The organism is Rhizobium sp. CECT 9324 (genome assembly GCF_918741265.1).
Classification (GTDB): domain Bacteria; phylum Pseudomonadota; class Alphaproteobacteria; order Rhizobiales; family Rhizobiaceae; genus Allorhizobium.
Window position 1 is genome coordinate 603,642 of the sequence record NZ_CAKKMZ010000002.1, and the last position, 26,963, is coordinate 630,604.

At 57.9% G+C, this 26,963-nt stretch carries 26 protein-coding genes; 15 read left to right on the forward strand and 11 right to left on the reverse strand.

Annotation, left to right across the window (positions count from 1 at the left end; all coding sequences use genetic code 11):
* The first annotated feature begins 389 nt into the window (after positions 1-389).
* From LQ231_RS22665 to LQ231_RS22680, 4 genes are read left to right on the forward strand one after another with little or no spacing between them, the layout of a single operon-like run.
* Positions 390-1,823 carry a TolC family outer membrane protein gene (locus tag LQ231_RS22665; RefSeq protein ID WP_230174136.1) on the forward strand — a complete coding sequence of 478 codons (1,434 nt, stop codon included), beginning with the start codon at positions 390-392 and terminating at the stop codon, positions 1,821-1,823.
* A gap of 21 nt (positions 1,824-1,844) precedes the next feature.
* Positions 1,845-4,001, forward strand: a complete 2,157-nt coding sequence (locus tag LQ231_RS22670) for a type I secretion system permease/ATPase (protein WP_230174138.1) — start codon at positions 1,845-1,847, stop codon at positions 3,999-4,001.
* Complete coding sequence (locus tag LQ231_RS22675; protein ID WP_230174141.1) at positions 3,998-5,290, forward strand: HlyD family type I secretion periplasmic adaptor subunit; 1,293 nt, start codon at positions 3,998-4,000, stop codon at positions 5,288-5,290. Before LQ231_RS22670 ends, LQ231_RS22675 begins: the two co-directional genes overlap by 4 nt.
* The gene (locus tag LQ231_RS22680; protein ID WP_230174143.1) at positions 5,291-5,953 is read left to right on the forward strand and encodes a ribbon-helix-helix domain-containing protein; all 663 of its coding nucleotides are present in this window, start codon (positions 5,291-5,293) and stop codon (positions 5,951-5,953) included.
* A gap of 13 nt (positions 5,954-5,966) precedes the next feature.
* Here LQ231_RS22680 and LQ231_RS22685 read toward each other — a convergent pair whose 3' ends face one another.
* Positions 5,967-6,941 (reverse strand): transglutaminase-like cysteine peptidase, encoded by a 975-nt coding sequence (locus tag LQ231_RS22685; protein WP_230174145.1) that lies wholly within the window; start codon positions 6,939-6,941, stop codon positions 5,967-5,969.
* A 440-nt stretch (positions 6,942-7,381) separates the two neighbouring features.
* Between LQ231_RS22685 and LQ231_RS22690 the strand changes: the two genes are divergently transcribed.
* The 3 genes from LQ231_RS22690 to LQ231_RS22700 all read left to right on the forward strand — a co-directional run bounded on the left by LQ231_RS22690 (position 7,382) and on the right by LQ231_RS22700 (position 10,181).
* Positions 7,382-8,575: a hypothetical protein gene (locus tag LQ231_RS22690; protein WP_230174147.1), complete on the forward strand. Its 1,194-nt coding sequence runs from the start codon at positions 7,382-7,384 to the stop codon at positions 8,573-8,575.
* 217 nt (positions 8,576-8,792) lie between these two features.
* Positions 8,793-9,344: a cytochrome b gene (locus tag LQ231_RS22695; RefSeq protein WP_230174149.1), complete on the forward strand. Its 552-nt coding sequence runs from the start codon at positions 8,793-8,795 to the stop codon at positions 9,342-9,344.
* Positions 9,345-9,365: 21 nt separating this feature from the next.
* Entirely contained in the window at positions 9,366-10,181 is an 816-nt protein-coding gene (locus LQ231_RS22700; protein WP_230174151.1) for a RibD family protein, read from the forward strand.
* Here the strand turns inward: LQ231_RS22700 and LQ231_RS22705 are convergent.
* From LQ231_RS22705 to LQ231_RS22720, 4 genes are read right to left on the reverse strand one after another with little or no spacing between them, the layout of a single operon-like run.
* A complete protein-coding gene (locus tag LQ231_RS22705) occupies positions 10,134-10,934 on the reverse strand; it encodes a class I SAM-dependent methyltransferase (RefSeq protein ID WP_230174153.1) in 801 nt (266 codons plus the stop codon). The two genes, LQ231_RS22700 and LQ231_RS22705, sit on opposite strands and share 48 nt — an antisense overlap.
* Complete coding sequence (locus LQ231_RS22710; RefSeq protein WP_230174154.1) at positions 10,931-11,974, reverse strand: glycosyltransferase family 4 protein; 1,044 nt, start codon at positions 11,972-11,974, stop codon at positions 10,931-10,933. The genes LQ231_RS22705 and LQ231_RS22710 overlap by 4 nt, the downstream gene beginning before the upstream one ends.
* Positions 11,971-12,369 carry a 6-carboxytetrahydropterin synthase gene (locus LQ231_RS22715; protein ID WP_113140148.1) on the reverse strand — a complete coding sequence of 133 codons (399 nt, stop codon included), beginning with the start codon at positions 12,367-12,369 and terminating at the stop codon, positions 11,971-11,973. Before LQ231_RS22715 ends, LQ231_RS22710 begins: the two co-directional genes overlap by 4 nt.
* An 11-nt stretch (positions 12,370-12,380) precedes the next feature.
* Positions 12,381-13,385 (reverse strand): zinc-binding alcohol dehydrogenase, encoded by a 1,005-nt coding sequence (locus LQ231_RS22720; protein WP_230174155.1) that lies wholly within the window; start codon positions 13,383-13,385, stop codon positions 12,381-12,383.
* Between the two features lie 161 nt (positions 13,386-13,546).
* On the opposite strand from LQ231_RS22720, the gene ribA reads away from it, so the two are divergent.
* The 3 genes from ribA to LQ231_RS22735 are packed head-to-tail and all read left to right on the forward strand — an operon-like array spanning position 13,547 to position 16,216.
* A complete protein-coding gene (gene ribA / locus LQ231_RS22725; protein WP_230174156.1) occupies positions 13,547-14,653 on the forward strand; it encodes a GTP cyclohydrolase II RibA in 1,107 nt (368 codons plus the stop codon).
* Between the two features lie 25 nt (positions 14,654-14,678).
* Positions 14,679-15,464, forward strand: a complete 786-nt coding sequence (locus tag LQ231_RS22730; protein WP_230174157.1) for a CDP-alcohol phosphatidyltransferase family protein — start codon at positions 14,679-14,681, stop codon at positions 15,462-15,464.
* Positions 15,461-16,216 carry an FkbM family methyltransferase gene (locus LQ231_RS22735; RefSeq protein WP_230174158.1) on the forward strand — a complete coding sequence of 252 codons (756 nt, stop codon included), beginning with the start codon at positions 15,461-15,463 and terminating at the stop codon, positions 16,214-16,216. Before LQ231_RS22730 ends, LQ231_RS22735 begins: the two co-directional genes overlap by 4 nt.
* 29 nt (positions 16,217-16,245) lie before the next feature.
* Here the strand turns inward: LQ231_RS22735 and LQ231_RS22740 are convergent, their stop codons facing one another.
* Positions 16,246-17,169: a lysylphosphatidylglycerol synthase transmembrane domain-containing protein gene (locus LQ231_RS22740; protein ID WP_230174159.1), complete on the reverse strand. Its 924-nt coding sequence runs from the start codon at positions 17,167-17,169 to the stop codon at positions 16,246-16,248.
* Between the two features lie 74 nt (positions 17,170-17,243).
* Here LQ231_RS22740 and LQ231_RS22745 point away from each other — a divergent pair, with 74 nt between their 5' ends.
* Complete coding sequence (locus tag LQ231_RS22745) at positions 17,244-18,869, forward strand: sulfatase-like hydrolase/transferase (protein WP_230174161.1); 1,626 nt, start codon at positions 17,244-17,246, stop codon at positions 18,867-18,869.
* Here LQ231_RS22745 and LQ231_RS22750 read toward each other — a convergent pair.
* Positions 18,853-19,794 (reverse strand): helix-turn-helix domain-containing protein, encoded by a 942-nt coding sequence (locus tag LQ231_RS22750; protein ID WP_230174162.1) that lies wholly within the window; start codon positions 19,792-19,794, stop codon positions 18,853-18,855. The genes LQ231_RS22745 and LQ231_RS22750 overlap by 17 nt on opposite strands.
* Before the next feature lie 104 nt (positions 19,795-19,898).
* Between LQ231_RS22750 and pobA the strand changes: the two genes are divergently transcribed.
* Together pobA and LQ231_RS22760 are read left to right on the forward strand one after the other, a co-directional pair.
* Positions 19,899-21,071 carry a 4-hydroxybenzoate 3-monooxygenase gene (gene pobA, locus LQ231_RS22755; protein WP_230174163.1) on the forward strand — a complete coding sequence of 391 codons (1,173 nt, stop codon included), beginning with the start codon at positions 19,899-19,901 and terminating at the stop codon, positions 21,069-21,071.
* 244 nt (positions 21,072-21,315) lie between these two features.
* The gene (locus tag LQ231_RS22760; protein WP_230175029.1) at positions 21,316-22,761 is read left to right on the forward strand and encodes an aldehyde dehydrogenase; all 1,446 of its coding nucleotides are present in this window, start codon (positions 21,316-21,318) and stop codon (positions 22,759-22,761) included.
* Between the two features lie 60 nt (positions 22,762-22,821).
* Here the strand turns inward: LQ231_RS22760 and LQ231_RS22765 are convergent, their stop codons facing one another.
* On the reverse strand, positions 22,822-23,334 hold the full coding sequence (locus LQ231_RS22765) for a MarR family transcriptional regulator (RefSeq protein ID WP_230174164.1): 513 nt from the start codon (positions 23,332-23,334) through the stop codon (positions 22,822-22,824).
* Positions 23,335-23,484: 150 nt separating this feature from the next.
* On the opposite strand from LQ231_RS22765, the gene LQ231_RS22770 reads away from it, so the two are divergent.
* Both LQ231_RS22770 and LQ231_RS22775 read left to right on the forward strand, forming a co-directional pair.
* A complete protein-coding gene (locus LQ231_RS22770; RefSeq protein WP_230174165.1) occupies positions 23,485-25,065 on the forward strand; it encodes an AMP-binding protein in 1,581 nt (526 codons plus the stop codon).
* A gap of 57 nt (positions 25,066-25,122) precedes the next feature.
* Positions 25,123-25,953, forward strand: a complete 831-nt coding sequence (locus LQ231_RS22775; RefSeq protein WP_230174166.1) for a p-hydroxycinnamoyl CoA hydratase/lyase — start codon at positions 25,123-25,125, stop codon at positions 25,951-25,953.
* 365 nt (positions 25,954-26,318) lie between these two features.
* Here the strand turns inward: LQ231_RS22775 and LQ231_RS22780 are convergent, their stop codons facing one another.
* The 3 genes from LQ231_RS22780 to LQ231_RS22790 are packed head-to-tail and all read right to left on the reverse strand — an operon-like array spanning position 26,319 to position 26,954.
* Entirely contained in the window at positions 26,319-26,549 is a 231-nt protein-coding gene (locus LQ231_RS22780; protein WP_230174167.1) for a type II toxin-antitoxin system VapC family toxin, read from the reverse strand.
* Positions 26,536-26,709 (reverse strand): type II toxin-antitoxin system VapC family toxin, encoded by a 174-nt coding sequence (locus LQ231_RS22785; protein WP_230174168.1) that lies wholly within the window; start codon positions 26,707-26,709, stop codon positions 26,536-26,538. The genes LQ231_RS22780 and LQ231_RS22785 overlap by 14 nt, the downstream gene beginning before the upstream one ends.
* Positions 26,706-26,954 (reverse strand): type II toxin-antitoxin system VapB family antitoxin, encoded by a 249-nt coding sequence (locus tag LQ231_RS22790; RefSeq protein WP_230174169.1) that lies wholly within the window; start codon positions 26,952-26,954, stop codon positions 26,706-26,708. Before LQ231_RS22790 ends, LQ231_RS22785 begins: the two co-directional genes overlap by 4 nt.
* Positions 26,955-26,963: the final 9 nt, after the last annotated feature.

Sequence of the window (26,963 nt, forward strand, 5' to 3'; positions counted from 1 at the left end):
GATTTGGCTGATGAACTGAGAAATCTATTGCGCTGCAAAACGCTTTACACCGATATATTCAATCGTGTCGGTAGAGAATAATGTTGCTATTCAGATACACTTGCTTGCAAGTTTTGCGTGTTTGGCGACCAAATCCAACGTCTGCGGCCAAAGTTGTTCCAATCAATAACCAATGGAACCGCCAGAAGAGCGTTAATTTAGCGAGAATTTTCCACGAATCATTCGTTTCGAGAACGAAGAATCTAGTTCTTGGTTTAAATACACCGTTTGAATGACCCTCGGCTCAAATTTGGGTGTATCGTGTAAAGCCGTTGATACGACTTCACACTGATACCAACCCCAGTATATAACTCCTCACAATTGACCGGGGTTTTTGAGGGGCGACTGTCTTGTTAAAGAACAATAAAATCATTGCGCTACTGTATGCATCCGTCGCGCTGGGTTGCGGCATGTGCGCCGAGGCCAATGCAATGTCCTTGCAGGAGGCAGTCGAAAAGACGCTCAGAACAAATCCGCAGGTCATGCAGGCGGTGAAGAACCGCGAAGCGGTTGAGTTCGAGCTTCGCCAGGCGCGGGGCCTCTACCTCCCCTCCATTGACCTAGAAGCCGGCGTTGGCGCACGGCGTCTGAGCAATTCCAGCACGGGAAACCTGACGGATGACTCAGAGGATTATTCTCCAGCTGATGTTGGCCTGACCATCACGCAGACATTGCTCGATGGCGGTGGCCGTCGCGCCCAGTTGTCGCAGCAGGCGTCGCGTGTCGACGGTGCTTCCTTCCGCGTTGTCGAGCGCTCGGAGACGCTTGCCCTGCAAGTGGTGCAGGATTATCTCGAATACCTGCTGCAGAGCCAGATCGTCGGTGTGGCGCAGCAAAACGTTTCCTTCCACAATCAGATTCTTGGCGATATCGGCGAGGGCATCAAGGGTGGAGCCCTGACCGACGTTGACAATACACAGGGACGCGAACGCCTCGATGCGGCACGTGCCCGATTGCGTGAGGCTCAGGAAGAGCTGGAAGTCACGAAGATCCGTTTCCTGAAGACGGTTGGCGAGCCCATTGGTAAAGCCAACACCCCGCCTTCCCTGGCACGGTTCATTCCGCGCAAGATGGAAGAGGCGATCGCGATCGCCCAGCAGAACAACCCGCGCATTCATTCGGCGCGCGCCGATATCAATGCAGCTGACGCGGCCGTTGATGCGGCCCGCTCAAACTATGCGCCAACCGTCAACCTAGAAGGTTCAGCACGCGTCGGAAATGATATCGATGGCGACGAAGGCCGGACCGAAGACCTTCAGGTTCGTGTCGTTGCCCGCTGGAACCTTTATCGCGGCGGAATCGACCAGGCTCGCGAGCAGGAGCAGGTGCGGCGCGCCAGCGAGCAGCGCTACGTGTCTGCGGAAGTTTATCGCGAGGTCGAGGAATCGATCCGTTCTGCGTGGAACGAGCGCAGCAGCCGGACCCAATTGTCGCAGATTCTGGCATCGCAGTCCTCGCAGAACGCAAAGCTGGTTTCGTCCTACCGCGAACAGTTCAGCGTTGGTCAGCGCTCGCTGCTTGATGTTTTGGACGCGCAGAACACGCGTTTCAACACCAGCATTATCGCCGAGACGGCGAAGGTCGCTTCGTTGTTCGCGGAATACAAGATCCTCGCTGCATCCGGCTCTCTTCTCAAGTCGATGAACCTGAAGCCGGTCCAGCAGGCGGAAGCCTATGCTCGCAGCGAGTTCTCGGTGAAGAGTGATGCCAATCCGACTTACGTGGAAGTTGAATCTCGTCAGAGCTCGGGCGTTCCGATGGATCTTCTGGCGCCGATCCGTTAATCGCCACAGATCAGGGACGCCATGCTGAATGTAAAGGTCGAAACGACGACCGCCGGTACGTTTCAGAACTTCAAGGCCGCGTTCAAATCGGTTGCAAACTTTTACGGGCGCCCCAGTTCAGACACGGTCCTGTTCTCGGGCGTGCCTGACGAAGTTTCGGAATCGCTTGAACTCGATGATGTCGAGCATTTGGCTGAGCGCATCGGACTTCAAGCAGTCAAACACGAAGAGCGGGATTGTCGTGAGGGCAATTTTGATTGCCCCGCTATCCTTGTCTTTGACAGCGGTGTGCTGGCACTTCTGGAAGTCGATGCAGACGGTCTCTATGTGACAGACGTCTTGTCGCAGGATGGCAAGGCTATTCGGCTTACTCAGCGTGATCTGGTGGCGCTCAAGCCGACATTCGGTTTTGCCTTCACGCTGTTCTATCGCAATGCCTCGGATGAGGCGACCGTCGGCGATGCCGGAGAAATTGAGCAGCGTCACTGGCTGACCCGCGCGCTTGTGCCTTATTGGCGCACCTATCTTCGTGTCGTGTTTGCTGCGCTGTTCATAAATCTGATCGCGCTCGCTTCGCCACTGTTCACTATGAATGTCTATGATAGGGTTCTTCCTAACAAGGCGATACCGACGCTTTGGGTCCTCGCGGTCGGGATCACGATCGCCTATCTATTCGATTTTTTGCTGAAGACTGCCCGCTCCTCATTGATTGATCACGCGGGACGTAGCGCCGACATGCGGCTGTCACAAATGATCTTCGACAAGGTTCTCAATACGTCCCTCGCATCGCGCCCGATGTCGACCGGTGAATATGCGAACCGGGTCATGCAATATGAGTTCGTTCGCGAATTCTTTACATCGAATACGATTGGTCTTCTGATAGACAGCGCTTTTGTCTTCATTTTCCTGATTGTGATCTACCTGATCGCGGGCTGGCTGGTCGTCATTCCATCGGTGGCGTTTCTACTGTCGATCGCAATCGGCTTTTGGGCGCAGGCGCAGATCGGTCATCGTATGGCGGCTGCCGCCAACGAGGCGTCGCGGCGGCAGTCGCTTCTGGTCGAGACTATTTCGACAATCGAAACGTTGAAGAGCCTGCGAGCCGAGGCCGGCATGTTGCGGCGCTGGCAGGAGTTGATGAAATACTCCAGCCGTACCAGCGAGGAGATCAAGAACATCTCGTCGAATGCAATCAATATGACGACCTTCGTTCAACAGATGGTCGGCGTTCTGATCGTGATCGCAGGCACCTATCAGTTCTCCGAGGGCAATCTGGCGATGGGCGCGATTGTCGCGACTGTAATGCTGGCGGGTCGTGCCGGCGCGCCGCTTGGCCAGGTCGCAATGACGCTCGCCCGTTTCCGCCAGGCAACGATGTCATTGCGCATTCTCGACAAGATCATGGAACTGCCGGATGACCGACCCTCTACGGTGGGTTTCGTCAATCGCTCTATCCGTCACGGAGGATTCAGCTTTCAGAATGTGAGCTTCAGTTATCCCGGGTCTGACTATCCCGTGTTGAACCAATTGTCCCTGACGGTTGCTCCGGGTGAGCGTGTTGGCTTGATTGGACGCATTGGGTCGGGCAAGACCACGCTTGGCCGGCTTTTGGACGGTCTCTATCTGCCAACCGACGGAAGACTTCTGATCGATGGGGTGGATATCCGTCAATATCATATGGCAGAAGTCCGCGAGGCAGTTGGAATTGCCGGGCAGTCTTCCGATCTGTTCTCTGGAACGGTCAAGGAAAATCTTCTGATCGGGCGTGCTGACGCAACCGACGAAGAGCTGGTTGAAGTCGCGCGCATCGCCGGTGTGGACGATTTTGTCGCCAATCATCCTCGCGGTTTTGACATGCCCGTCGGAGAACGCGGTAGTAATCTGTCAAGCGGTCAAAAGCAGGCGCTGACAATTGCGCGCCTGCTTTTGACCAAGCCAAAGATCGTCTTTCTCGACGAACCTTCCGGCGCGATGGACCTGGCCAGCGAACGGAACCTGATAAATCGGCTCTCAACGGCATTTGGTCGAGACACCACATTGGTGATCGCCACCCACCGTCATAGCATGCTGGAACTGGTTGATCGCCTGGTCGTGATTGAAAAGGGACGCATTGTCGCCGATGGTCCGAAACAGGTGGTCATTGAAGCCATGCAGCGCAAGGGAGTGGCAAAATCATGAGCCGCAGCGTGCATGACACTCCACCGTTCTTCGCCCGTATGCTGCTGGGCTTTGTCGGTCTCTGCGTCATATGTTTTGTCGCCTGGGCGGCATTCGCGGAAATCGACGAAATAGCCCGGGGTGAAGGCAAGGTCATTCCTGTTTCAAAGACCCAGATCATTCAGTCCTCCGAGGCCGGCATTGTCCAGCAGATTGCGGTCCAGGTGGGACAGGTTGTCCGCAAGGGCGAATTGATCGTGCAGCTGAACAACCGCACGACAGAATCGTCGCTTGGCGAATCCGTTGCCAAGGCCCGTGCATTGGGCGCGAAGGTGGCCCGCCTGGAGCTCGAAGAGGCGGGCAAATACGACACGAAATTTGTCTGTCCGCAGGATGTCCTTGAGGTCGCCAAGGCTGTTTGCGACAATGAGGAACAGCTGTTTGCTGCCAACAAGGCGAGCTATGACAATAAACTTGGCGTTTTGCAGGAGCGTGTGAAGCAGCGGCAGACGGAACTCAGCGAGGCACATGCCAATGTTACGCGGCTGGAACAGAACATCGCCGCAGCCAACCGCCAGTATGAGCTGATCAAGCCTTTGGCGAAAAAGGGGTTGGTGGCGCAGACCGAGCTGCTGACGATCGAGCGTGATCTTACCGATCAGCAAGGCCAGATGCATGTCTATCAGGAAAGCCTCGAACGGCTTGAGGGCGCTGTTGAAGAGGCGCGACTTCAGGTCGGGGAACTGGCACTCGAACTCAGGCAGCAGGCATTGACGGAGAAGGCGCTATCGCTCTCCGAGTTGTCGGTGACCGGCGAGACCATCCGCGGTGCGTCAGACCGGGTAGAAAGAACCGATATCCGGTCTCCCGTCGACGGCATCGTCAATACGCTGGAAGTCAACACGATCGGCGCCTATGTCGACCCGGGGACCGTTGTGGCAGGTATCGTACCGACAGCCGATGTTCTACTGATCGAGGCGCGCCTGTCGCCGCGTGATGTGGCTTTCGTTCGACGTGGTCAGCCAGCGATCATCAAAGTGACCGCCTATGACTTCTCGATCTTTGGAGGGCTGCAAGGTGAAGTCACCAATGTCTCTGCTGATAGCATCGTTGAGAAGGAAAAAGGCGAAACCTACTATCTTGTTCAGGTGAAAACGGAGAGTTCCGAGCTCCAAAGAGACGGTAAGGCCTATCCAATCATTCCCGGAATGGTGGCATCGGTTGAAATCATGACCGGCCGAAAAACTGTGCTCAGCTATCTGATGAAGCCGATCAACAAAGCGCGCTCCGTAGCGTTAACGGAGCGGTAGATGTTGATCGCAAAGCCCGAGGCTGTCGCCAATTTAGGTCCCTCTGGACTGGAGAGTTCGGTGATTCCTGCCTTGGGGCAGGAAGATATCGAGCCGCATTTTCGCGCAGTCACGGGGCGAGCTGGCGAACGCAGAGGGATCCGGCTGGAGCGCATCTACTGGGACGGGCTTCATAGGATGTCGGCCGCCAGCAAGCTATCCACCGCGGAGTTGGTCAACATCACGGCAGCGCAATTTCCCGATGGCACCAATGTGACGTCGTTGATGCGGGTCGTAAGTCTGAAGTGGGCCATGGTGCGCATGAATATGTTGGAGAGGGTCTCGTCTCTCGACAATCTGCATGCCTTAATCCAGGCTTGTCCTTCGCCGGCATTGGTATTGACCAGGACAAAGCGCATTCAGATGTTCAATGACGCCTTTCTGACGGTTCTCAGGCAGAAATTGCCCGTCGCGGAAGCCGTTCAGCTGGCTGCAAGTCTCAGATTTTCCATTGACGTCCAAGTCGAAGAGGCAATCTCGACCTTGGAGGGCAACAAGGGCAAGACGCTGAGCACGAGCTTCACAGTGGCTTTTGGATCACAGTCCATTCGGGGTACCATGAACCTGGCGATCGCACCCGCCCATGATCGTCAAATGCTGATTGGTTACATCAGCCGCTATTGACCTGCGTTCGATTTCATTGGATTGCGCCTTCACCAGGCGCGATGCGGTCTAGCGACACGACGGCGCTTGCGGTTTCGCCCTTACGGCGGGACCCGTGCAGATAGCCCTTGCCGGCCGTGATCGAATACAGCGGCATATAGTTGGGCAATTGCGTATCGACCAGAACTTGGGCGCGCATGTTGTCGAGTATGTAGTGGCGACCTCCGGCCTTCACCGACAAAATGGCGTGATAGAAATGGCGCTTCTGGTCAAACAGGACAACAACCGACATGTCGTTCAGATCGATGCCGAGCTTGTGTAACATCGCCATTTTCAGAATCGCAAAATCCTCGCAATCGCCCTGTTGGCGGGCCAGTGTTTCGCTTGGCGTTGACCACTTGTCCAAGACGTTGTGGATGTCTGAATCTTTGCGATAACGAATGGCCTGGTTGACACTAGCATTCACTGCGTCAAGTTTGTCTCTGATCGATGAGCCCGCACGGCCCAATGAGGTGGAAATGCGCTCGGCCGCTGGGCCGCACCGGGCCGACTTGCAGTCAAAATCGCCGGACGACTTCATCTCGGCGAGCGAGGGCCCAATTTTCTTCAAAGCACCAAGGCGCTTGAAGGGGATCGCAACTGTGTCAAATACGGCAGTATCCGTCTGGGCTGGTTTTGATAGTCCGACCGACTCCGCTGTCTTTGGGGCGACAAATACAATAGAAACAGGGTTTGTCCTTGCGACGGATGAAGCGGTATTGGTCTTCGAATATTCGACTTTCGAAAACTGATTGAGCAGAGAAGAAATTGAACTTTGAATGTAGCCCGTGGCGCTAAGTGCCAAAGGCATGAGGCCCACGCCTGTCCCAAAAAGCTGCGACGATGGCGCCGTCTGGATGGATTGTGACATCAAGAGTGCGCTTGGTGCAGCAATGGATGGCTGCGTAAGTGTAATGGAAATTAGAAAACTCGCGATTCCAGCTGTTTTTTTTGTTTTTATTGTGAGCATCTTTGTCTCCCTTGATTGGGAGACACTACAAAATAGTCATGAATACGACGTTCAAAGGCAGTGTTAATACTGCGCAAATCAAAATCAGTGCTTTTGTGTAAAATTTTATGGAAAATATATAGTTTGTCTTTACGGAGATAGATCGATTTTACCGAAAGGTATATTGACTTTGCCAGGGTCGTTCCCTGGGTGGGTCCCCGCCGTTGGTGATCGGACTGCCACCTTTCCCGCGTGACAGTGCCTGTTAAAAGCGTGTGCGCGCGTTTCCGCTAAATGAAAACCGCTCAAATTCCATGGGGTGGCTGTATAAACCGGCCCAATTTTGGGTGTGACCCCATCTTCATCTTGGACAGTGCTTTCGGTCGAGCCGGATCCTTGCTTCTGATCTCAGCTGATGATTAAACAACGATCATCAGAACGCCAAATGGGTTGGGGGAAGCATGAAATCGGGCAAAAGCCGCAAGGCAGGAGAGGGCTCGGTCCGTCTTCCCGTTCTCGCTATCATTCTTTTTGCGCTGGCAGGGTGTCAGACTGACGCGCTAAAGCCGACAGACGCCGACAAGGCCGCGGCTGCGGGTCAGAACAACCCGCCCCCGACTGGCGACAGCGGCCTTTACAATCAAACTCTTGGAGCCGGGTCTGTGCGCGTCGGCTTTCTCGGTGTGCGGAGAATTGATCAACCGAGTCGTCAGGCTGACAGCGAGTATCGCGATGGAGCCGCTCTCGCCGTCAACACACTGGGCAGCGAGACGGTCAAGTTGACTATGCTGGAAACGCTTGAAAAGCCTGAAGCTATAGAAGCTGCCGTGAAATCGTTGAGCAGTCAAAACATGGCGATGCTGATCACCACCGCGCGGGGCTCGGAGTTCGACGCGATAAAAAAGGCTCTGGGTCAACGCCAGGTGCCGATCCTTGCATTCCAGACGAACGAGGCGGCTCTCCCCGAGGGGGTGTATCCCTTTGTGTCTAGTCCCGTCGACAGCATGATCGAAGGCGCATCTTTCGCTATGGCGGAAGGCGCACGGCAAGCTGTCATTGTCGTCTCTTCAGCCGCAGAGAAGATCGAAGCAGGGCGCGTCGCACGCCAGATTACTGCATTCGGTGGTAAAGTTGCGCCACTGATTGACGCCAGTACTGGCGGGCTCGGTGTAAAACACCAGGCCTCCTGGAGCGCCGCAGACATGGTCGTCTTGATGCCGGGCCTTAAAAAACCAGGTGAATTCATCAAGAAGGCCGACGCGACAAAGCCGCCAAAGCCTGGGCGTCGCCTCGTCGCGAGCACCGTCTTGACGTCCGCTGACCTATCCGACCCAAAACTGACTGGTGCGATTGTCTGCCGATATGATCAGAACATCCAGGCCAGAATCGGCAAGCGCTACATTGATAGCTACGGCATGCCAGTATCGCCCCAGGCAGGCTATGGCTTTGATGCCATGGCCATGACAATTGGTTTGGTGAACAGCTATGGCGATCTTGCATTTTCACCCCAACGAATGAAGGCGCCTGAAGGCTTTTCCGGTTCGCTTGGTGTCTTTCGCCTCGAAGAAAACGGCAAAGTGCGACGGAACTGCGACATCTTCAAAGTTGCCAAGGGGTCCTACGTGTTTTTCCAGAGGGCACCGGCGACGCTCTAAGCATTGCGCCTTGGTTAGCCCAATCCCTCAGCCTTGTTTGATCATCCCTCACTCGCATCTTGGCAGTCCGATCACCAGAGTGTGACCATTCGCTGCGGAATTCCAACGGTGTTTACATTGCGGTGGAAGCGGATCATCCTAATTTACTGTGAAATCAATGGATAGGGTCGGGCGGAGGAGCTTTCGACCAATCCATCTGGGGAAATGAGAGATCAGGATGGCAGAGCTTCAGCGAGAGCTCGGAGGAAGTCTCGGATCGGTGCGCAGATATCCGGCGCGGCTCCGACTGCTGCATTGGATCATCGCCGGATTGGTCCTGGCAACTTGGCCGCTCGGTCTGATGATTGGTTTTGTCAAGGATGCAGTGAAGCTCGATTTTTACACCGTGCACGAAAGCCTGGGCTTTCTGGTCCTCTGGTTGATGCTTGTTCGTATCGGATCGCGGTTGACCGGCACCATTCCGGCCGTTAATGGGCCGGCATTGGAGCGCCTTGTGGCCGGGCTCGTTCATGGCCTGCTTTATGTTTTCCTGGTCGTCATGCCTGTGAGTGGTTTCCTCGCCACCAATGCCCATGGATTTCCGCTCAAATGGTTCGGCCTAGTCCCGATCTGGAGCCCGATCGGCAAAAGCCCCGATGTTGCAGCAACGCTATCGACCATTCATCAATGGAGCGCCTGGATCCTTTTGGCCCTGTTCGCGTTGCATTTTGCAGCGGTCATCTTCCATCACGTCATCCGGCGTGACGAAACCTTGTATCGCATCCTCTAGAAGATCGCAGGACTGGCCCGTATGCGAATGATCGAAATGAATAACGCGCTGTGGGCAAGGCTTCTGGCCATGCGCGGGAGGTGCGATCTTGCGGTCGGCCCAGGGTGTGATCCCGCTCTTGCACTCTATGGCCCGATTGCAACCGCTGGCGAACCTTTCGTGCTGGCGCAGGTCGGCCAATCCCTTGACGGCCGTGTGGCAACGCCCACCGGCGATGCCCGCGATATCTCCGGACCCGACGGGATTGCCCATCTGCATCGATGTCGGGCACTCGTCGACGCCGTCATCGTTGGTGTCGGTACGGTCAAATGCGATGATCCAAGGCTTTCCGTCCGTGTCGTCGAGGGTCCAGACCCAGTGCGCGTGATCGTTGATTGTCGCGCCGAATTGTCCGGCGAGGAACGATTGTTCGACGATGGTGGAGCACCTGTCATTCTGCTGCAGGCGCATGATGCGGAGTACAAGCGCTACCCGGCCGAGGTCATCCGCATACGTCGCCACGCAAATGGGCTCGATCCACGCGAGATTGTCGATGTTCTGGGCCAACGTGGCCTTGGCCGTATCCTGGTCGAAGGGGGTGCCCGCACCATCGCGCGGTTTATCGCAGGCGGGCTTGTCGATCGCCTCCACGTGGCGATTGCGCCGTTGATCATAGGATCTGGGCCGACCGGTATCTGCCTGCCGCCGATTGACCAATTGTCCGGGGCGACGCGACCGGCCGCCAGCGTCTATAACCTCGGCAGTGACATCCTGTTCGACTGTAACCTGCGATCTGAGGGTGAAGACACCTCAGCGTTTGCGAAGCGCGATCAGGTCCGTGTGGCCGACCACGCATGAGCTATCTGGTGCAGGAAGGCTTGCGCGGCGGAAACCCAGCCAGTCGCTGATCTCTGCCGATGACAGGTTGCCGACTTCGGTGAGGGGACGAACTATCCCGTGCAGGAGTTCGGCCTGAAGTCGGGCCTGATCGGGTCCCAGCACCCAGGGACTAGGCGCGGTGCACACGTGGTAACCGTTCCATTCCAACCCGAGCCGCAGATGCTGCGTCGCATCCGGTCCGAGAGCTGGACCAAAGCCTTTGTCGAAGTGCTGGTGTCGATTGAAGTCGGCGACCACTTGCTCGTCTAGTGGGTGAGGCTTCGTCCACTGCATCACGCCGTCGTAGTTCAATGCTGCGTAGAGCCCCGCGCCGTGTGGGCTGATCGCATCGATGAAGCGGTTGCAGAAGTCTGCCGAACAGAGATCAAAAAGTGCCGAGGCGGTGACAACTGTCACGCCGTCGAGTGGCAGGCTATCGAGATCATTCAGATCGTGCCGCCGGAAACGGATGTTAGACCGCTCGCCGGTCCGTCGCTTGGCTTCCTCGAGCAAGAGCCGATCGTAATCCAGCAAATGCCAGTCGGTGTCCACGGGTACAAGCGGCGACAGAGTGCGGAAGGTCGAACCTGTGCCACAGCCTATATCCAGCAATGCACGGTGTGGCTTCGTCGCAACCATGTACAGGCAGAGGCGGTCGATGAGGTTTCCTGCACGTGCCTTGCGATCCGCGGGTTCTCGAAGTGCAAGCCAGTCCTTGTCGAAGCCGCTCATGTGTTTCTGTCCAGTGCTTGGACGACTGCTGCTGCCGTGTCGCTCCAGCGCGGCAGCAGTTTACCGGCCTTTTCTGCAGCTTTTGCGCGTAAAAGTCGTTCGTCCCGGTTTGCAAGAAGCCGGCGAAGTGCCGTTGCAAAGGCTTGTACATCATCGATTGGCACCAGGATGCCTGCGTCTTGCGGTACCACATCGGGCACGGCGCCGGCATGACAGGCGACGATCGGCAGGCCTTGCGACAGGGCTTCGGCAAACACCATGCCATACCCTTCGTAACGGCTGGCAAGCGCAAAGATGTCGGCCCGTTCAAGCTCCAGACGGCTGTCCTTGCATTCGCCGGCCAGCGTGATCCGGTCGGACAGACCAAGGGCATTGATCTGTTCCTCCAGTGCCGCTGTAGTCTGCGGATTGAGATCGCGGCTGCCAACGATGCGGGCATGCCAAGCCAGATCCTCGTTCGACTTGAGGGCGGAAATCAGCACGTCATGCCCCTTGCGCGGCGTAAGGCTGCCGATTGAGACAATCACCGGCGGATCGCCATTGACTTTGGAGCGCGGAGCCTTGTCGGTGCCGGGCAGGGCGACCGTGATATTGTGCTCTGCCACGCCGTAGTTGGCAACAAGTTCGCGCAAGGTCATCTGCGATGTGACGATGACGTGGCGCGCTGCCGACAGAGCCGTAGTTTCTGATGTCCGAAAGGCTTGTTGCTGATCGTCGTCCAGGCCGGTCTCGAGCGCCAGGGGATGGTGGACCAACGCCACGATATCCAGCCTCTGCGCTTCACCTGTCGCCCAACTGTCCATCACGCCATAGGCCAGTCCGTCGATCAGCAACAATTGTCCATTCTTGAGCGCTGAAAGCCGCTCTTGCGCGGTGGCCAATGTCTCTGCGCAAGGAAAGGGAAAGCCGTCTCCCAGTCCAAGCAGATCGACTGTCCAGCCGCTTTCGCGTAGCGCCCCGATGACGTGTCGGTCATAGGCGTAGCCGCCGGTTTTGAGATCGAGCGCACCGGGATAGGCAAACGTCAGGCTGCGCCTCAAAGGTCGGCCTCATACCATCCGCGGGCAGCGTGGGATTCGTGCAGCGTGATCTTCAGCTTGCAGATGCGATGGCTTCCCGGGCCGAGCCGCTTGTCGGCGACGGCTTGCGCGAGTTGGTCGAAAATGTGCTTGGCGATGACTTCGGTTGTCGTCACCTTGCCTTTGAAGACGGCGACTTCATCGAGGTTCTGGTAGTTGAGCGGTTTCAGGGTCTCGGCCAGCACGGTGCTGGCGGCCCCTATATCGACCGCCAGGCCGTCTTCGTCGACATCGCGGGTGAAAAACGCTGCATCAACGACAAATGTTGCGCCATGCATGCCCTGGGCCGGGCCGAACACGGGGCGCGGCAGGCTGTGGGCGATCATGATGTGGTCACGGACTTCAACGGCGAACATGGCGTTATCTTTCAACAGTAGCGGATGCGGTGACAGAGGGTATTTGGCGAAGACAGAATCTGCGGATAAGTGGCATCGAGGTTGTGGAATTCTGTTTCGCCGGAAATCAGAGCATCGAGCCTTGGATCTTCCAAAAGCTCAAGCGCTTTTGCCATACGGCGGGCAAAGCTCCAGCGAGGGCGGCGGGTGGCGGAAATCGCGCCGACCTGAGAACTGACAATCTGCAGCCGACGGGAATGGAAAGCGCCACCGAGCGGTATGTTTGCCGGGCGGTCACCATACCAGCTTGCTTCGACAATGCGTGCCTCCATGCCGGCATGATCAATGGCGGTTGCCAAGGCTTCGGATGAGCCGGACGCATTGATCAGCACGTCATACTCGCCTACGAGGGCTGACGCCTCGGCAAAACGAAGTCCAAGGCTTGCTGCCAGGTGTGCCCGGCCCGGATCGCGATCAACAAGTGAGGTCTCGGTACCGGTAATGCCGGTTGCAATAAAACCGATCAAGCTGCCAACGACGCCTGCGCCGAACACGGCCACCTTGTCACCGGGCAGAATGCCGGCATCCCAGACGACGTTCAGGGCGGTTTCCATATTGGCTGCCAGGATGGCCCGGCCGGGTGCCAATGTCTCCGGCAAGACAGTCACCTGATCGGCGGTGACCACGAAGGTATCCTGATGCGGATGAAGACAGAAGACGGTTCGATGCATCAGCGTGTCCGGGCCGGTTTCGATTCGGCCGACGGCTGCGTAACCGTATTTGACCGGGAAAGGGAAATCGCCGCCCATGTTGGGCCCGCGCATGCGTGCATGTTCGCTGACCGGAACCTTGCCAGCAAGGACAAGCGCTTCCGTCCCTCGGCTGATGCCACTGAACAGCGTACGCACGCGAACTTCGCCTTCCTCAGGTTGCGGCAGCCTTTCCTGTCGCATTCGACAGAGGCCAGGCGCCTCGAACCACAGCGCGGTAGCTGTCATGGCATCGAACACAGACTGTTCATCACTCTCAGGCTTCACGCGGTCTTCCTCTTTCGCGTATTGAGACCATATATCTGCCGATACCTAGTGCGGTAGAGCGCAATTGCTTACCGTTCTGATCAAAATATATTTACTGAGCCGGCGCAATCCGGACGCGTTGCCTAGGCGTAATGATCGACAATGATCAAAGGAGTGCCCAGATGTCCTCGACGAGCAGTTCCGTCTTCCAGTTTACAACGCCAGCAATCGAAGTTGAGCGCGCCGTTTCGGAACTGCGCTACGGTCGGCCGGTGATCCTGAAGGAAGGAAAACGCCAGCTGGCAGCGCTTTCGCTTGATTGCATGGCGCCATCGCTTTACGACCAGTTCGCTGAGGCCACAGACCAGAGCCATGCGCTTCTCCTGACCGCACCACGGGCCGGCCGTCTTGGGCTTGGTGAAACGCAGGACATGCTGGCACCGCTCGCAGGCGTCAGTTTCGACCGGGCATCGCGACTGGCCTATGCTTTGGGTGCCGTTCAGCCACAATCGTTCCAGCCAGCCGATGGCCTTGCATCGGTGTCGGCCGAACTTGCACGCATCGCGCTTCTGCTTCCGGCCATGGTGGTCGCTGACATTTCCTACAGCGCCGATCGTTTTGCCGGCTGCTGTGCAATAGCGGCGAGCCAGCTGCGCGGTGCCGATGTCGCTAGACAGCGCTTCGACAAGGTGGTGAGAACGCGCGTGCCATTGGCGGGTCTCGGCCAGGCAGAGTTTGTCGTTTTCCGCGGAGGCCTGGCGCAGAAGGATCAGGTCGCAATCGTCGTTGGTCAGCCTGATGTCACCAAGGCAGTCCCTGTTCGCGTTCATTCCTCCTGCTTGACCGGCGATCTTTGCGGCTCGCTGAAATGCGATTGCGGCGATCAGTTGCGTAACGGTCTTGCCCTGCTGAAGCAGGCTGGCGGCGGCGTTTTGCTTTATCTTGACCAGGAGGGTCGCGGCACGGGCATTGGCGCCAAGATGCGAGCCTATGGATATCAACATCTCGGCCTGGACACGATCGACGCGGATGCCGAACTCGGCCTGGGTACGGATCATCGCCGATATGAGGCCGCTATCGCCATGTTGCAACTCCTCGATATCAAGCGGGTCGCCGTCTACACCAACAATCCAACGAAGATTGCGGCCCTTCGTGCAGGTGGCATAACGGTCGAGGCGCGTGCGCCGGTGACCGGGCTTGTGACAGCTGAAAACGAGAACTACCTGCGAACCAAGACGCTGCGTGCGGGTCATATGATGGATCTCGAAACTTTGGTGGCCGCAGAGTAAGCTGCGGCCAGTCGAGGAGGGGATCATGGTCAGCGAGCCAGACAGGGTCGGCAATTGGCAGGGCGGGCAACGTCCTGTCCTTCCGTCAGATAGCCTGCTGCGCGATAGTCTGCTGCATCTGGCGGGCATTTCGGCATTCACGCTGGGTTTGGCGCTGGTCGTCACCTGGCATTTTCCGCTTGGCTGGCATTTTGTCGCCGCGACGATGATCATGATCGGGCTGATCTTCGCGTTCGTGCTGCACTCGCTTCCGAGCCATCCGCATCCACGCTTCGGCTTCGCCAATCTTGTGACCGCGTTTCGCGCATCGCTCGTCAGCCTGACGGGTGCGGCGGTACTGTTTCGCGATCGGCTGGAACATTCGGACGCGGCTCTCTGGACATTGATTGTCGTTGTGCTGGTGGCTTTGGCACTGGACGGCTTCGATGGCTATCTCGCCCGTCGCTATGCCCAGGAGTCGGAACTGGGCGCGCGCTTCGACATGGAGGTCGACGCGCTGTTGATTCTGATCCTGTCTGTCGCTGCGGCCCTTGCCGACAAGGCAGGGGCCTGGGTGATCCTGATAGGGATCATGCGGTATGGTTTTGTTGCCGCCCAGTGGTTTCTGCCAAAATTGCGCCGAGAGCTCTTTGCTTCCTTCCGTCGAAAACTTGTCTGCGTGATACAGATTGTTGCACTTTGCCTGGTGTTGATGCCCGTTGTCGAACCAGCCTATTCGACTGCCCTCTCACTTATTGCACTCGCGATGCTGATCTATTCCTTCACCGTCGATACGCTGTATCTCATGACCCGGCCGGACACGCTCCGATGACTGTCATCGCGTGTCTTGGTACGTCTCTTGGTCTGGCCCGCTCGCTCGTCGTCTACTATGCGCAGCCCTGGCGCAGGCTCGCCCTCAAGCGGTTCTACGGTAATCTGATCCGGCCAGGCGATCTTGTCTTTGATATCGGTGCTCATGTTGGAAGCCGCACCAAGACGCTGCTGTCACTTGGGGCACACGTGGTCGCGGTTGAACCGCAACCTGCTTTCGCCGATTTTATCGAAAGCCGCTTCAAGGGGCGTCTTCGGGCCTTCGAGCGGGTTGCGGTTGGCAATGCGGAGGGTGAAATCGACCTGTTGATTTCAAGTCGGCATCCGACCGTGACCAGTATTTCACCGCGATTTGTCGAGACGGTGATGCACGCCCCCGGTTTTGCGCAGGTCGTGTGGGACCAGAAGGTAATCGTGCCAATGGTCACGCTTGACCAACTGATTGCCCGCCATGGTCTGCCGGTCTTTTGCAAGATCGACGTGGAAGGCGCCGAGGCGGAGATACTTGAGGGCTTGACCACGCCGATTGCGCTGATTGCGTTCGAATATCTCCCGGCGATGCCGTCGATCCTTTCTCAGTCCATCAATCGGCTTATGACGCTCGGCAATTACCGTTTCAACCGGGTGATCGGCGAAAGCCATCGCTTTGTCGGTGACGTCTGGATAACTGGCGAGGAAATGCTCAAGGAGCTAGGCGATCTTCCAGCCGACGCAAAATCCGGCGATATCTATGCCCGTCTGGAATCTCGATGATCGACAGCGGCAGGGCTGAGGACGCGGGTCTATCTGATCGATCGGCCACGGGCAGGACCGGTCAGCAGGAGCACGAGCAGCCCGGGAGCCGCACCGGCAAGAGAGATTGCACCGTACAGCAGGCTGGCCGCCAGCCCATCGGCGGACGTTGCACCCAGAAGCGGCCAAAGCGCCATCGCGGCCGCTTCGCGTGTGCCCCAGCCCCCGAAGCCGGACGGGATCAACATGGCAAGCAGGGTGAGCGGAATGGCAGTCAGCGCGGCTGCCCAGGGCAGAGGCGCGCCGACGGCCTGCGATGCCAGCAGGAAGACCGCGACATAGCTGGCGAGAACGACAAGGCTGAGGCCTGTCTGCACCATCCAGGCACGGTCTTCGACAAAGGCACGGTTCAGTTCGGGGATCAGGGCTTCAAAGCGCACGAAGATGCCGGTGCGGATGGCGGCAATCAGGACACATACGACAATCACGGCCAGGATGAGCGTGACGGGCATTATCGCAGGTACGCTGTCGAGTTCACGCGTACTGAGCAGCAGAGGCCAGCTTGCAAGCCCACAGGCAGCCAGGACGAAAAAGGCCGCCTGACCGGACAGGCGCTCGAAGACGACGGCCTTGGCCGGAAGCTTCCAGCCGCCTTGCTCCGTGGTCCGCATACGCCATGCGCGGATCGCATCACCGGCCATGCCACCCGGCAGGCTCTGGTTCAAAAGACTGGCAACATAGTATTCGCCGATCGCATGGCGCAATTGTATCGTCTGGCCAAGCCGACCGGCGGTGAAACGCCAACGCAGCGCCGAAAACATGATCTGCAATTGAACAAGTGCCAGGCCAAGCACAAGATTGGCCACCGAGACATTGGAAAACGCTCGGGCAAGGGCTGCCCTGTCGACCCACATCGCTATCACAGCAATCAGGGCGATGGTGACAATCGGGGCGGCAAGGCGAAACAGAAACAAGCGGCTGGACTTTCTGATCAGGTATTGGGTTCTTCTCTCAGCCTGTTACGAGCGGGCAATCGGATTGGACTGTCATGAGCCGCAAAATCCCTGATCGCAAGCCGGCATCGCAGCAGTTCTGGTACTTTGGCGGGCTCTTGTTTGCAGCCACCGCCTGGTTCGCCTTCACTGTGCCGGATCATCCCGGTGCTTTCAGCTTCGACGCCTTTTTGACGTTGCCGCCGGAGATGCCGCTTATCGGCTTGGCGCTGTTGATCGTCCGCGGCAGATCGGCACGCTTTCTTGCCGGATTGGCAACCTTGCTCGTCTTTGTCGTCCTGTTTCTCAAGCTTGCCGATATCGGCACACAGGCCGCATTTCAGCGTCCCTTCAATCCTTATCTCGATGTCAGGATGCTGACGGATGGTTGGAACCTGCTCTCGGGTTCGATTGGCACAGGGGCAGCCCTTGCAGCTATCCTGGTGGTTCTTTCTGCTCTAATTTGCTCCGTGTTTCTGTTTCGGCGCGCCATCGCCTGGATGACGTCGGCCGAGGGCAGGGCGCGTCACATTCTGCTCATTGCATTTGCTTCCCCATTGCTCGTTGGCGCTTTCGGTTTCGCCCTGGGGCAATCCCGCATCGACGTCCGGATGCCGGGTTATCTCGTCGAGCGTTTGGCATTGGTTGCGCACTCGGTAGAGGATCTGAAGGCGTTCGAGACCGAATTGACCCAGACAGATGAGCCGGCTTCAAGCCGGTCTTTGTTTTCGGCCATCACTGGCCAGGATGTCGTGCTGATCTTCGTTGAATCCTATGGCCGCAGCGCGATCGAGGATCCGCGCTACAGATCGGTAACGGCGCCTCGTCTGGAGGCCATTGAGACACAATTGGCATCAGCGGGCCTCGCCTCCGCCAGCGCCTGGGTCGGCTCTCCGACAGTCGGAGGCTTGAGCTGGCTTGCCCACGGAACCTTGTTGTCTGGTCTCTGGGTCGACAGCCAAGCGCGTTACGACCGCTTGATACGCAGTGAAAAACCAAGCCTGAACAGATTGTTCGCGCAGGCCGGCTGGAAGAGTGTGGCTGTGATGCCGGCCATAACCATGGCCTGGCCTGAGGCCGCCTATTTTGGCTATGACCAGATACTGGCGGCCGCCGATCTGGGTTATCGGGGACAGCCGTTCAACTGGGTGACAATGCCTGACCAGTATACGCTCTCGGCCTTCGAGCAGCTGGTGCGCGATCGTCCGGTCAATGAACGCGAGCCAGTCATGGCCGAAATCGCGCTGATTTCCAGCCATGCGCCCTGGACGCCGGTGGCAAGTCTTGTGGAGTGGCCGTCGGTTGGAGATGGATCGATCTTCGATGCGCAGGCATCGAGCGGAGATCCTCCTTCGGTTGTCTGGGCTGATCCTGAACGCGTGCGCCGACACTACATCCAGACCATAGACTATTCACTGGAGACATTGGGAAGCTACATGGCTCGCTTCGGCAAGCAGACGATCTTCGTCATTCTCGGCGATCACCAGCCAGCGTCAATCGTGACTGGTTCGGATGCGCCGCGCAGTGTACCCATGCATATCGTCAGCGCGGATCGCGGGCTGATCGATCGGTTCCAGGCGGCGGGGTTTGTCGCCGGCATGACACCGAAACCTGCCACCCGCGAATGGCCGATGGACGAGATGCGTGGAGTGCTGATGGATCTGTTCACGATGTTTCGTTGACGGGATCATTGCTGTCGCGCTCACCGAGGCGCTGTTGTTCGCGCATCTTCCAGACACGGGGCGTTGAACCCGTCTGGCGCGTGAAGAAACGGGAAAAATAGGTTGGATCGGCAAAGCCGAGGCGGAAAGCCACTTCCTGGACGCTGCCGGGGCTAAAAAGCAGTTCGCGCTGGGCTTCCTCCAGCAGGCGGCGTATCAGCAGGTCCTGGGTGCTGATACCGGCTTTGTCCTTCACGATACGGTTGAGATGGGTCGCCGATATACCGAGGGCCTTGGCATAGAAGCTTGCTGTGCGATGGTTTCTCACCTCACGGTGCATCATGGCCGTCAGAGCCTCCATGCGACGGTCGTTCGGATCCGTGCTTTCGGCATCTGCGACATCCTGCCCGGCCAAGCGCGCTGTCAGCGTCAGTGCAGTGGCAAGGCAGGCCTCCATCATAATCGCACGACCGCTGCGTCGCTCCTGCCACTCGTCACAAAGTCGTAGGATGCTTTCCCTGATCAAACTGGAATCGGCATGTTTGTCGTCGATCTGCGTGACGCGCGCGCGCGACAGAAAGGCGCCCAGCTGATTGGGTTCGCCGGGGCGGACAGGCAGACGCGATGCGAGGAAGGTCAGGACGTGGCCGTCGATGTCTGGCGAGAAGCGGAACCCATGATTGATGCCGGGCGGGACGGTCAACACTGCGCAGGGTTCGAAACGCACAATGTCTTTTCCAAAGAGGGCATCGCCGGAGCCGCCGGTGACCAGCAGGACCTGAAAGAAATGGTCGTGGCGATGCAGGCCGATTTCCCAATGGTATTGGCTGCTTCGCGCCGGGATCGTTTCGCAGTGCACCCAAAAGCCCGCCGAGGCGGGCTCATCTTCGCCGTAGAGCTCATAGGTCGGGATGATTCTGTCAGCAAGAGCTTTGTGGTTCGTCATGTTCGAAATGTGCAATAAAAGACGTCCTTAGTCCATTGTTGTGGCGCCGATCCAGGGCCAAAGTTTGCGTATAGACAAGTTTGCAGACGCATTCGGGAGGAATCATGCGCACCAGGGTTGCCATCATTGGCTCAGGCCCGTCAGGCCTTTTGCTCGGTCAGCTTTTGAACAATGCCGGTATCGATAACATCATCATCGACCGGGTAGGCAAGGAACATATCCTCGCCCGAGTGCGGGCCGGCGTTCTGGAAGAAGGCATGGTCGGCATGCTCGACCGTGCCGGTGTCGGTGCGCGCATGCATCGTGAAGGCCTGCCGCATGACGGCTTTTCATTGGCGTTTGATGGCCGCGACCACCGTATCGATCTTTTTGATCTGACAGGCGGTAAGCGGGTGATGGTCTATGGTCAGACCGAACTCACCCTGGATCTGATTGAAAGGCGGGAGCGGGAAGGTGGCATCACGATCCATGATGCGGCCAATGTTACGCCGGCAGGTTTTGATGGCGACAGTCCCTATCTGACCTATGACAAGGACGGTATCTCCCATCGCATCGACTGCGATTTCATCGCCGGTTGTGATGGTTTTCATGGGGCCAGCCGCAAAGCGGTCCCGGAAGCTGCGATCAAGACCTTCGAAAAGGTCTATCCCTTCGGTTGGCTCGGTATTCTGGCCGATGTGCCGCCGGTCAATCACGAGTTGATCTATGCGAACCACCCCCGTGGCTTTGCGCTCTGTTCGATGCGCTCAAATACCCGCAGCCGTTATTATGTTCAGTGCTCGCTCGACGACACGGTCGACATGTGGTCGGACGATCGCTTCTGGGATGAACTACGCCGCCGTCTGCCGGCCCATCATGCCGATGCCCTGGTGACAGGCCCGAGTTTCGAGAAATCGATTGCGCCCTTGCGCTCGTTTGTCGCTGAGCCGATGCGTTTCGGACGTTTGTTCCTGGTCGGCGATGCGGCGCATATCGTGCCGCCGACCGGCGCCAAGGGGCTCAATCTGGCGGCATCCGACGTCTATTATCTCATCGAGGGTCTGCTCGAGCACTACGAGGACAAGTCGAATGCCGGGATAGATGCCTATTCCGCCAAGGCGCTGAAACGGGTGTGGAATGCCGTGCGTTTTTCCTGGTCGATGACGACGCTGCTGCATCGTTTTCCCGACAATGGTGATTTCGGCCAGAAGATCCAGGAGGCGGAGCTGGATTACCTCACCCATTCCCGAGCGGCCGCGACAGCCATGGCTGAGAACTATGTCGGTTTGCCCTATTGATGGCCGGGCAGTATTGCCGTCGTAAAATAGTATGTTAAGCTTACTAAAGCGCGATGGTGCATCCTGAACAGGGACACGCTGGCGGATCCGGGTGGTCTCGCACGAGGAGTGCCCTGCGAGACGCCTTGCAGGATCGATTGGACGCATTGGGAGATGCGGCGGGGTTTTGGAGCCCAGCAACAGGGTGCGCCCTGTGCAAGCTGGCGGATAGATCAATACGACAAAGGAGGAGACATTCATGAATTTGCATATTTCACTGCTGATCAATGGTGCGGAGCAGGCGGCCGAAGGCGGCCGGACCTTTGACCGGATCAATCCCTTTACCCAGACGGTTGCAACGACAGCGTCTGCTGCGAGCCTGAAGGACGTGCAGGCAGCGGTTGATGCCGCTTCGGCGGCGTTTCCGGCCTGGTCGAAGACAGGTCCGGGCGAGCGGCGCAAGATCCTGCTCAAGGCCGCTGATATCATGGAGACCAAGGCCGGCGAGTTCAGCGAACTGGTGATTTCCGAAACGGGCGCCACCGGTCACTGGGGCGGCTTCAATGTCATGGTGGCGGCCAGCATGCTGCGCGAAGCAGCTTCGATGACCACCCAGATTTCCGGCGAGGTCATTCCGTCGAACAAGCCGGGTTCGCTGTCGATGGGCATGCGCCAGGCGGTTGGCGTCTGCCTTGGCATCGCACCCTGGAATGCGCCGATCATCCTCGGCACCCGCGCCGTCGCCATGCCGATTGCCTGCGGCAATACCGTCATCCTGAAGGCATCGGAACAGTGCCCGGGAACGCATCGCCTGATTGCCCAGTGCCTTGTCGAGGCTGGTTTGCCGACCGGTGTGATCAGCGTGATCACCAATGCGCCGGAAGATGCGGCCGGTGTTGTCGAGGCCTTGATCACCAATCCGGCTGTCAAGCGGGTGAATTTCACCGGCTCCACGAAGGTCGGCAAGATCATCGGCGAACTTTGCGGTCGCCATCTGAAACCTGCTTTGCTGGAGCTCGGCGGCAAGGCGCCACTCGTCATTCTGGATGACGCCGACATCGACGCTGCGGTCAATGCGGCTGCCTTCGGTGCCTTCGCCAATATGGGCCAGATCTGCATGTCGACCGAGCGCATCATCGTCGACGCCAAGATTGCCGATGAATTTGTCGAAAAGCTTGCGGCCAAGGCTTCGAAACTGCCGGCTGGTGATCCACGCGGCCATGTCGTTCTGGGCTCCCTGATCAGCCTGGAATCAGCGAAGAAGATGGAGGAATTGATCAGCGATGCCGTGTCCAAGGGCGCAAAGCTGGTGGCCGGTGGCAAGCGTGACGGCAGTGTGGTGGAAGCAACGCTGCTCGATCATGTGACCTCGGATATGCGCATGTATTCGGAAGAGAGCTTTGGTCCGGTGAAGCCGATCATTCGCGTCGACGGCGAGGACGAAGCGATCCGCATTGCCAATGACACCGAATACGGGCTGTCCGCGGCCGTCTTCAGTCGCGATATCCAGCGGGCACTTTCGGTTGCCGGACGCATTGAATCCGGCATCTGCCATATCAATGGACCGACGGTCTTTGATGAACCTCAGATGCCGTTCGGTGGTGTCAAGGGCAGCGGCTATGGCCGTTTCGGTGGCAAGGCGGCGATCGCAGAGTTTACCGAACTGCGCTGGATCACCATCGAGGATCCGAACCAGCATTATCCTTTTTGAGGATAGGGCTTTGATACAAACGGCCGCCCGAAAGGCGGCCGTTTTGCATGGCGGGCATTGCTACTCGACGTCGCCGCGGCCCGGGATAATGTCTGCATAGATGCGCTTCAGTGCCTCGACAAAAACCTGAAGTTCTTCCGGGGAGAAACGTCCGGTAAAGCGCAGTTCATGCTGCTCCTGGATCGCCCTGGCCTGGCGGATGAGCACTTGGCCGTCTGCGGTCATCAACAGCTCCTGGCGTCGCCTGTCGACGGCTGATGGCTTGCGTTCGATCAGTTTGCGTGCCTCCAGCCGGTTGACCAATGCCATCATCGTGGCGCGATCCATGCTCAGATGATTGGCAATATCGATCTGGCTGACGCGGGGATTGGCGGCAATCAGTTCCAGGACGGCGAATTGCTTCTGCGTCAGGCCGATATCGCACATGGCGGCGCTATAGTCCTGGTAGATTGCAACATTGGCCATGCGAAGATGAAAGCCGAGGATATCGTCAAGCCGCCCGGTGCGCAGGCCGAGGCCTGTCTCAGGAGCTTCATCGTCATTGTCCGGTCTGAGATCGCCCGCTCGCGTCATGGCCTGTCTTTCGCTTGTGCGCCATCTTGTTTGCGCCTTGCTGATGACAATGGACATTAGCAGCCAAAAATCTACTTGTCTGTCCCTGCTTTTATATAGTATGTGTAACTTACAAAATTGCCAGGGAGAGGCAATGTGGAGGAGAAACATATGCAACAGCGCGTCCTGACCGCGACAATGCATCCCGGCGCCGTCGGTATCGAGACGGATGACCCGTTGATCTACCGGGCCAAAATTGGCCCTAATCGGTCGGCCGTGTTCGAAGTCGCGACGGGGCAGAGCTTGACCTATGCCGAACTCGACGATCACGTTGCTCGGATCGCCACGGTCCTGGCGCACGAGATCGCATCAGGCATCGGGTCCCGTATCGGGTCTGGCGAAGCCTTCGCGCGTATTGCCTATCTCGGCCGTAACTCGATTGCCCAGATCGCCGTCTGCCTTGCTTGCCAAAGGGCCGGCTATGTCTTTGTGCCACTCAACTGGCGGCTTGGCGCAATCGAACTTGCTCCGATCATCGATGACTGCAAGCCGGCGATTCTCTTGCATGACACGGAATTTGCCGACGTGCTCGGCCTGATCCGCGATCTTGCGCCAAGGCAGTTGTCGGTTGACGGCGAGGGCGGTCTTTTGTCCATGACTGGCGCCGTGTCGCGTGCCGAACCGGCATCTGTCGAAGGGGATGCGCCGTGCATCATGCTTTACACATCCGGGACGACCGGCGTGCCAAAGGGCGTGATCATCACAAGGCGGAATGCCTTTGCCGCCGCGATCAACTTTGCCCTGGTTGGCGCGGTAACGGCAGCGTCGGTATCCCTCTGTGATCTGCCGTTTTTCCACACGATCGGCCTTGTCGCCATTGGCCGGACCACCTTGCTGATGGGCGGCCGTCTTGTCATCTCAGACAGGTTCCTGACTGAACGTACATTGACGACGCTCGGTGATCCTGCGCTGGGCGTGACGCATTATTTCGCAGTGCCCCAGATGGCCGCTGCCTTGCGATCGGCCGAAATCTGGGATCCTTCAGCGCTAAAGGCCTTGCGGGCGATCTTCATCGGCGGAGCACCCTTGTCGCCCGGCCTGATCAGAACTTTTCTCGATGACGGCATTCCGCTGGTCAACGGCTATGGCATGAGCGAGGCCGGTACGGCAATCCATATGGCGCTCGACCGTGACATGGTGGCAGCCTATCCCGGCAGTGTCGGTTTCCCGGCGCCTTTGATCGAGGTTCGGCTGGTCGGCGACGACGGCGTGGACGTGGCAGATGGCGAGGTCGGAGAGATCTGGCTTCGTGGTCCGTCGGTCACGCCCGGTTACTGGAACAAGCCCGAGGAGACGGCCAAGGCCTTTGTCGGCGACTGGTATCGATCCGGCGATCTTGGCAGGCGCGATCCGGGTGGCGTGATCCACGTGCCCGACCGGTTGAAGGACATGTATATTTCCGGCGGCGAAAACGTCTTTCCGGCCGAGGTCGAGGCTGTGATCGGCGCCCATCCGAAAGTGCGAGACGTCGCCGTGATCGGGGTCGATGACCCCCGATGGGGCGAGTGCGGGCTCGCCTTCGTTGTGGCTGCGGAGGCTGGTGCTACTGCAGAAGAGATCCTTGTCCACTGCGCAGAGCGACTTTCCCCGTACAAGCGGCCGACCCGCGTGGTTTTCCTCGACACGATTCCGCGGACAGCATCAGGCAAGGCGCAAAAACACGTTCTGCGGCAGACCCATTTTCCATCCTGAACATGACGAGCCGATCTGCGCAGATCGGAAAAAAACAGAATTTCAAGGGAGCACATCATGACCGAAACAGACAAAACCGTGGCCGATCCGGTCCTCGTGGAATTCGACAACGGCATTGCCTTCGTCACGCTTAACCGTCCGGAAAAGCGCAATGCGATGAACCCGGCGTTGAACAAGCGGATGATGGAAGTGCTTGAGGATCTTGAAGCTGATGAGCGTTGCGGCGTTCTGGTGCTGCGCGGCGCCGGCCAGTCCTGGTCGGCCGGTATGGACCTCAAGGAATATTTCCGCGAAAATGACGGCAAGGGCCGGGCCGCGGTCCTGAAGAGCCGCCGCCAGTCCGGTGGCTGGTGGAACCGGTTGATGTATTTCGAAAAGCCGACCATCGCCATGGTCAATGGCTGGTGCTTCGGTGGCGCGTTTACGCCGCTGGTGGCATGCGACCTGGCGGTTGCTGCCGATGAGGCAACCTTCGGCCTGTCGGAAATCAACTGGGGCATTCTGCCGGGCGGCAATGTCACGCGTGCAGTTGCCGAGGTAATGAACCATCGCGACTCGCTTTACTACATCATGACCGGCGAAAATTTCGGCGGCCAGAAAGCGCGCGACATGGGACTGGTCAACGAATCCGTGCCGCTTGCCGAGCTTGAAACGCGCGTTCGCGCCATCTGCGCGACCCTGCTGGAAAAGAACCCTGTGGTGCTGAAGGCGGCCAAGGACACGTTCAAGCGCGTGCGCAACATGCCCTGGGAGCTGGCCGACGACTACATCTATGCCAAGCTCGAGCAGATGCTGTTTCTCGACAAGAGCAATGGCCGCGCCGAGGGCCTCAAGCAGTTCCTCGACGACAAGACCTATCGTCCGGGCCTTGGCACCTACAAGCGTTGAAGCTGGGAAATGCCAACCGGCCAGGATTTCTGGCCGGTTGCCTCAATGGGGTCAGGTGTTTTCTTCGCGACTTTGATTTGAGTGAGCGATCATGTTTCATCGTGGATTTGATCGCTAGTGTGTCGTACGAACCTCATCACAGCGCAATCCTAGTATTGCCAAGCGGGCCGACGATGTCCGTGTGAGAAAGCGTCAGCCGGTGGCCGATCTCGGCGAGATGCGGGTAGTGCGTTCGAGTGTACGACTATCTCCTGCAATACAAATTTTGTTGTCGATGACTCGAACGAGCGGAAGGCGGCCCCCCATCCGGCGCGCCAAAGCGCCAATCAGCACGTCAGTCCCAACCCATCATACCCGCTCGTGCGTCACGCTGCGGAAAGGATGTCTGTCTCTGTGAAGTCGTTGCCTTTGAATAATAATGGCTCGTCGAAATCCCTGGCCAGAGCGAAGGCAAAACAGTCGCCGAAATTCAGTCCAGCTTTATGCTTTCCCTTCCCGAAATCTAGAAAGGCTTGTCGGGCCAGATGGCCCTGCTCAACAGTCAAGGGCTCTATATCGATCGCAGCACGGCGCAAGAAGGCATCAGCCTGCCTCATGCCTTCTTGCGCCGTGCTGCTTTTCAATCACCATGGACAGTTCCAAATAGTTCGCCACGCTGATCCGGCAGGCTGCAGAATCATGGATCAGCCGCGTGTAGGCAACGGCTTCTGGCTCTCCATAAAGAATAGCCACCATGGCTGATGTGTCGACAATCATTTCGGCAGGCCGTCCTCGTCATAGAGAAGCGTTGCGTGATCGGCATAAGGTTGCTTCAGATGGGCTGCGGCCCTGTTAGCGATTGCCAGAAGCTCTTTGACAGAAGCCCTGCCTCTCTGTTTTTGAATTTTTGTATACCGTTCACGCAGAGCGTCAGTCACGACACGGCTCATGCTCTGCCCGGTTGCTTGGGCGATCGCCTGAGCAAGGCGATGCGCTTCGGGGTCTTTCACGTTGAGGCTCATGCGGAGAAA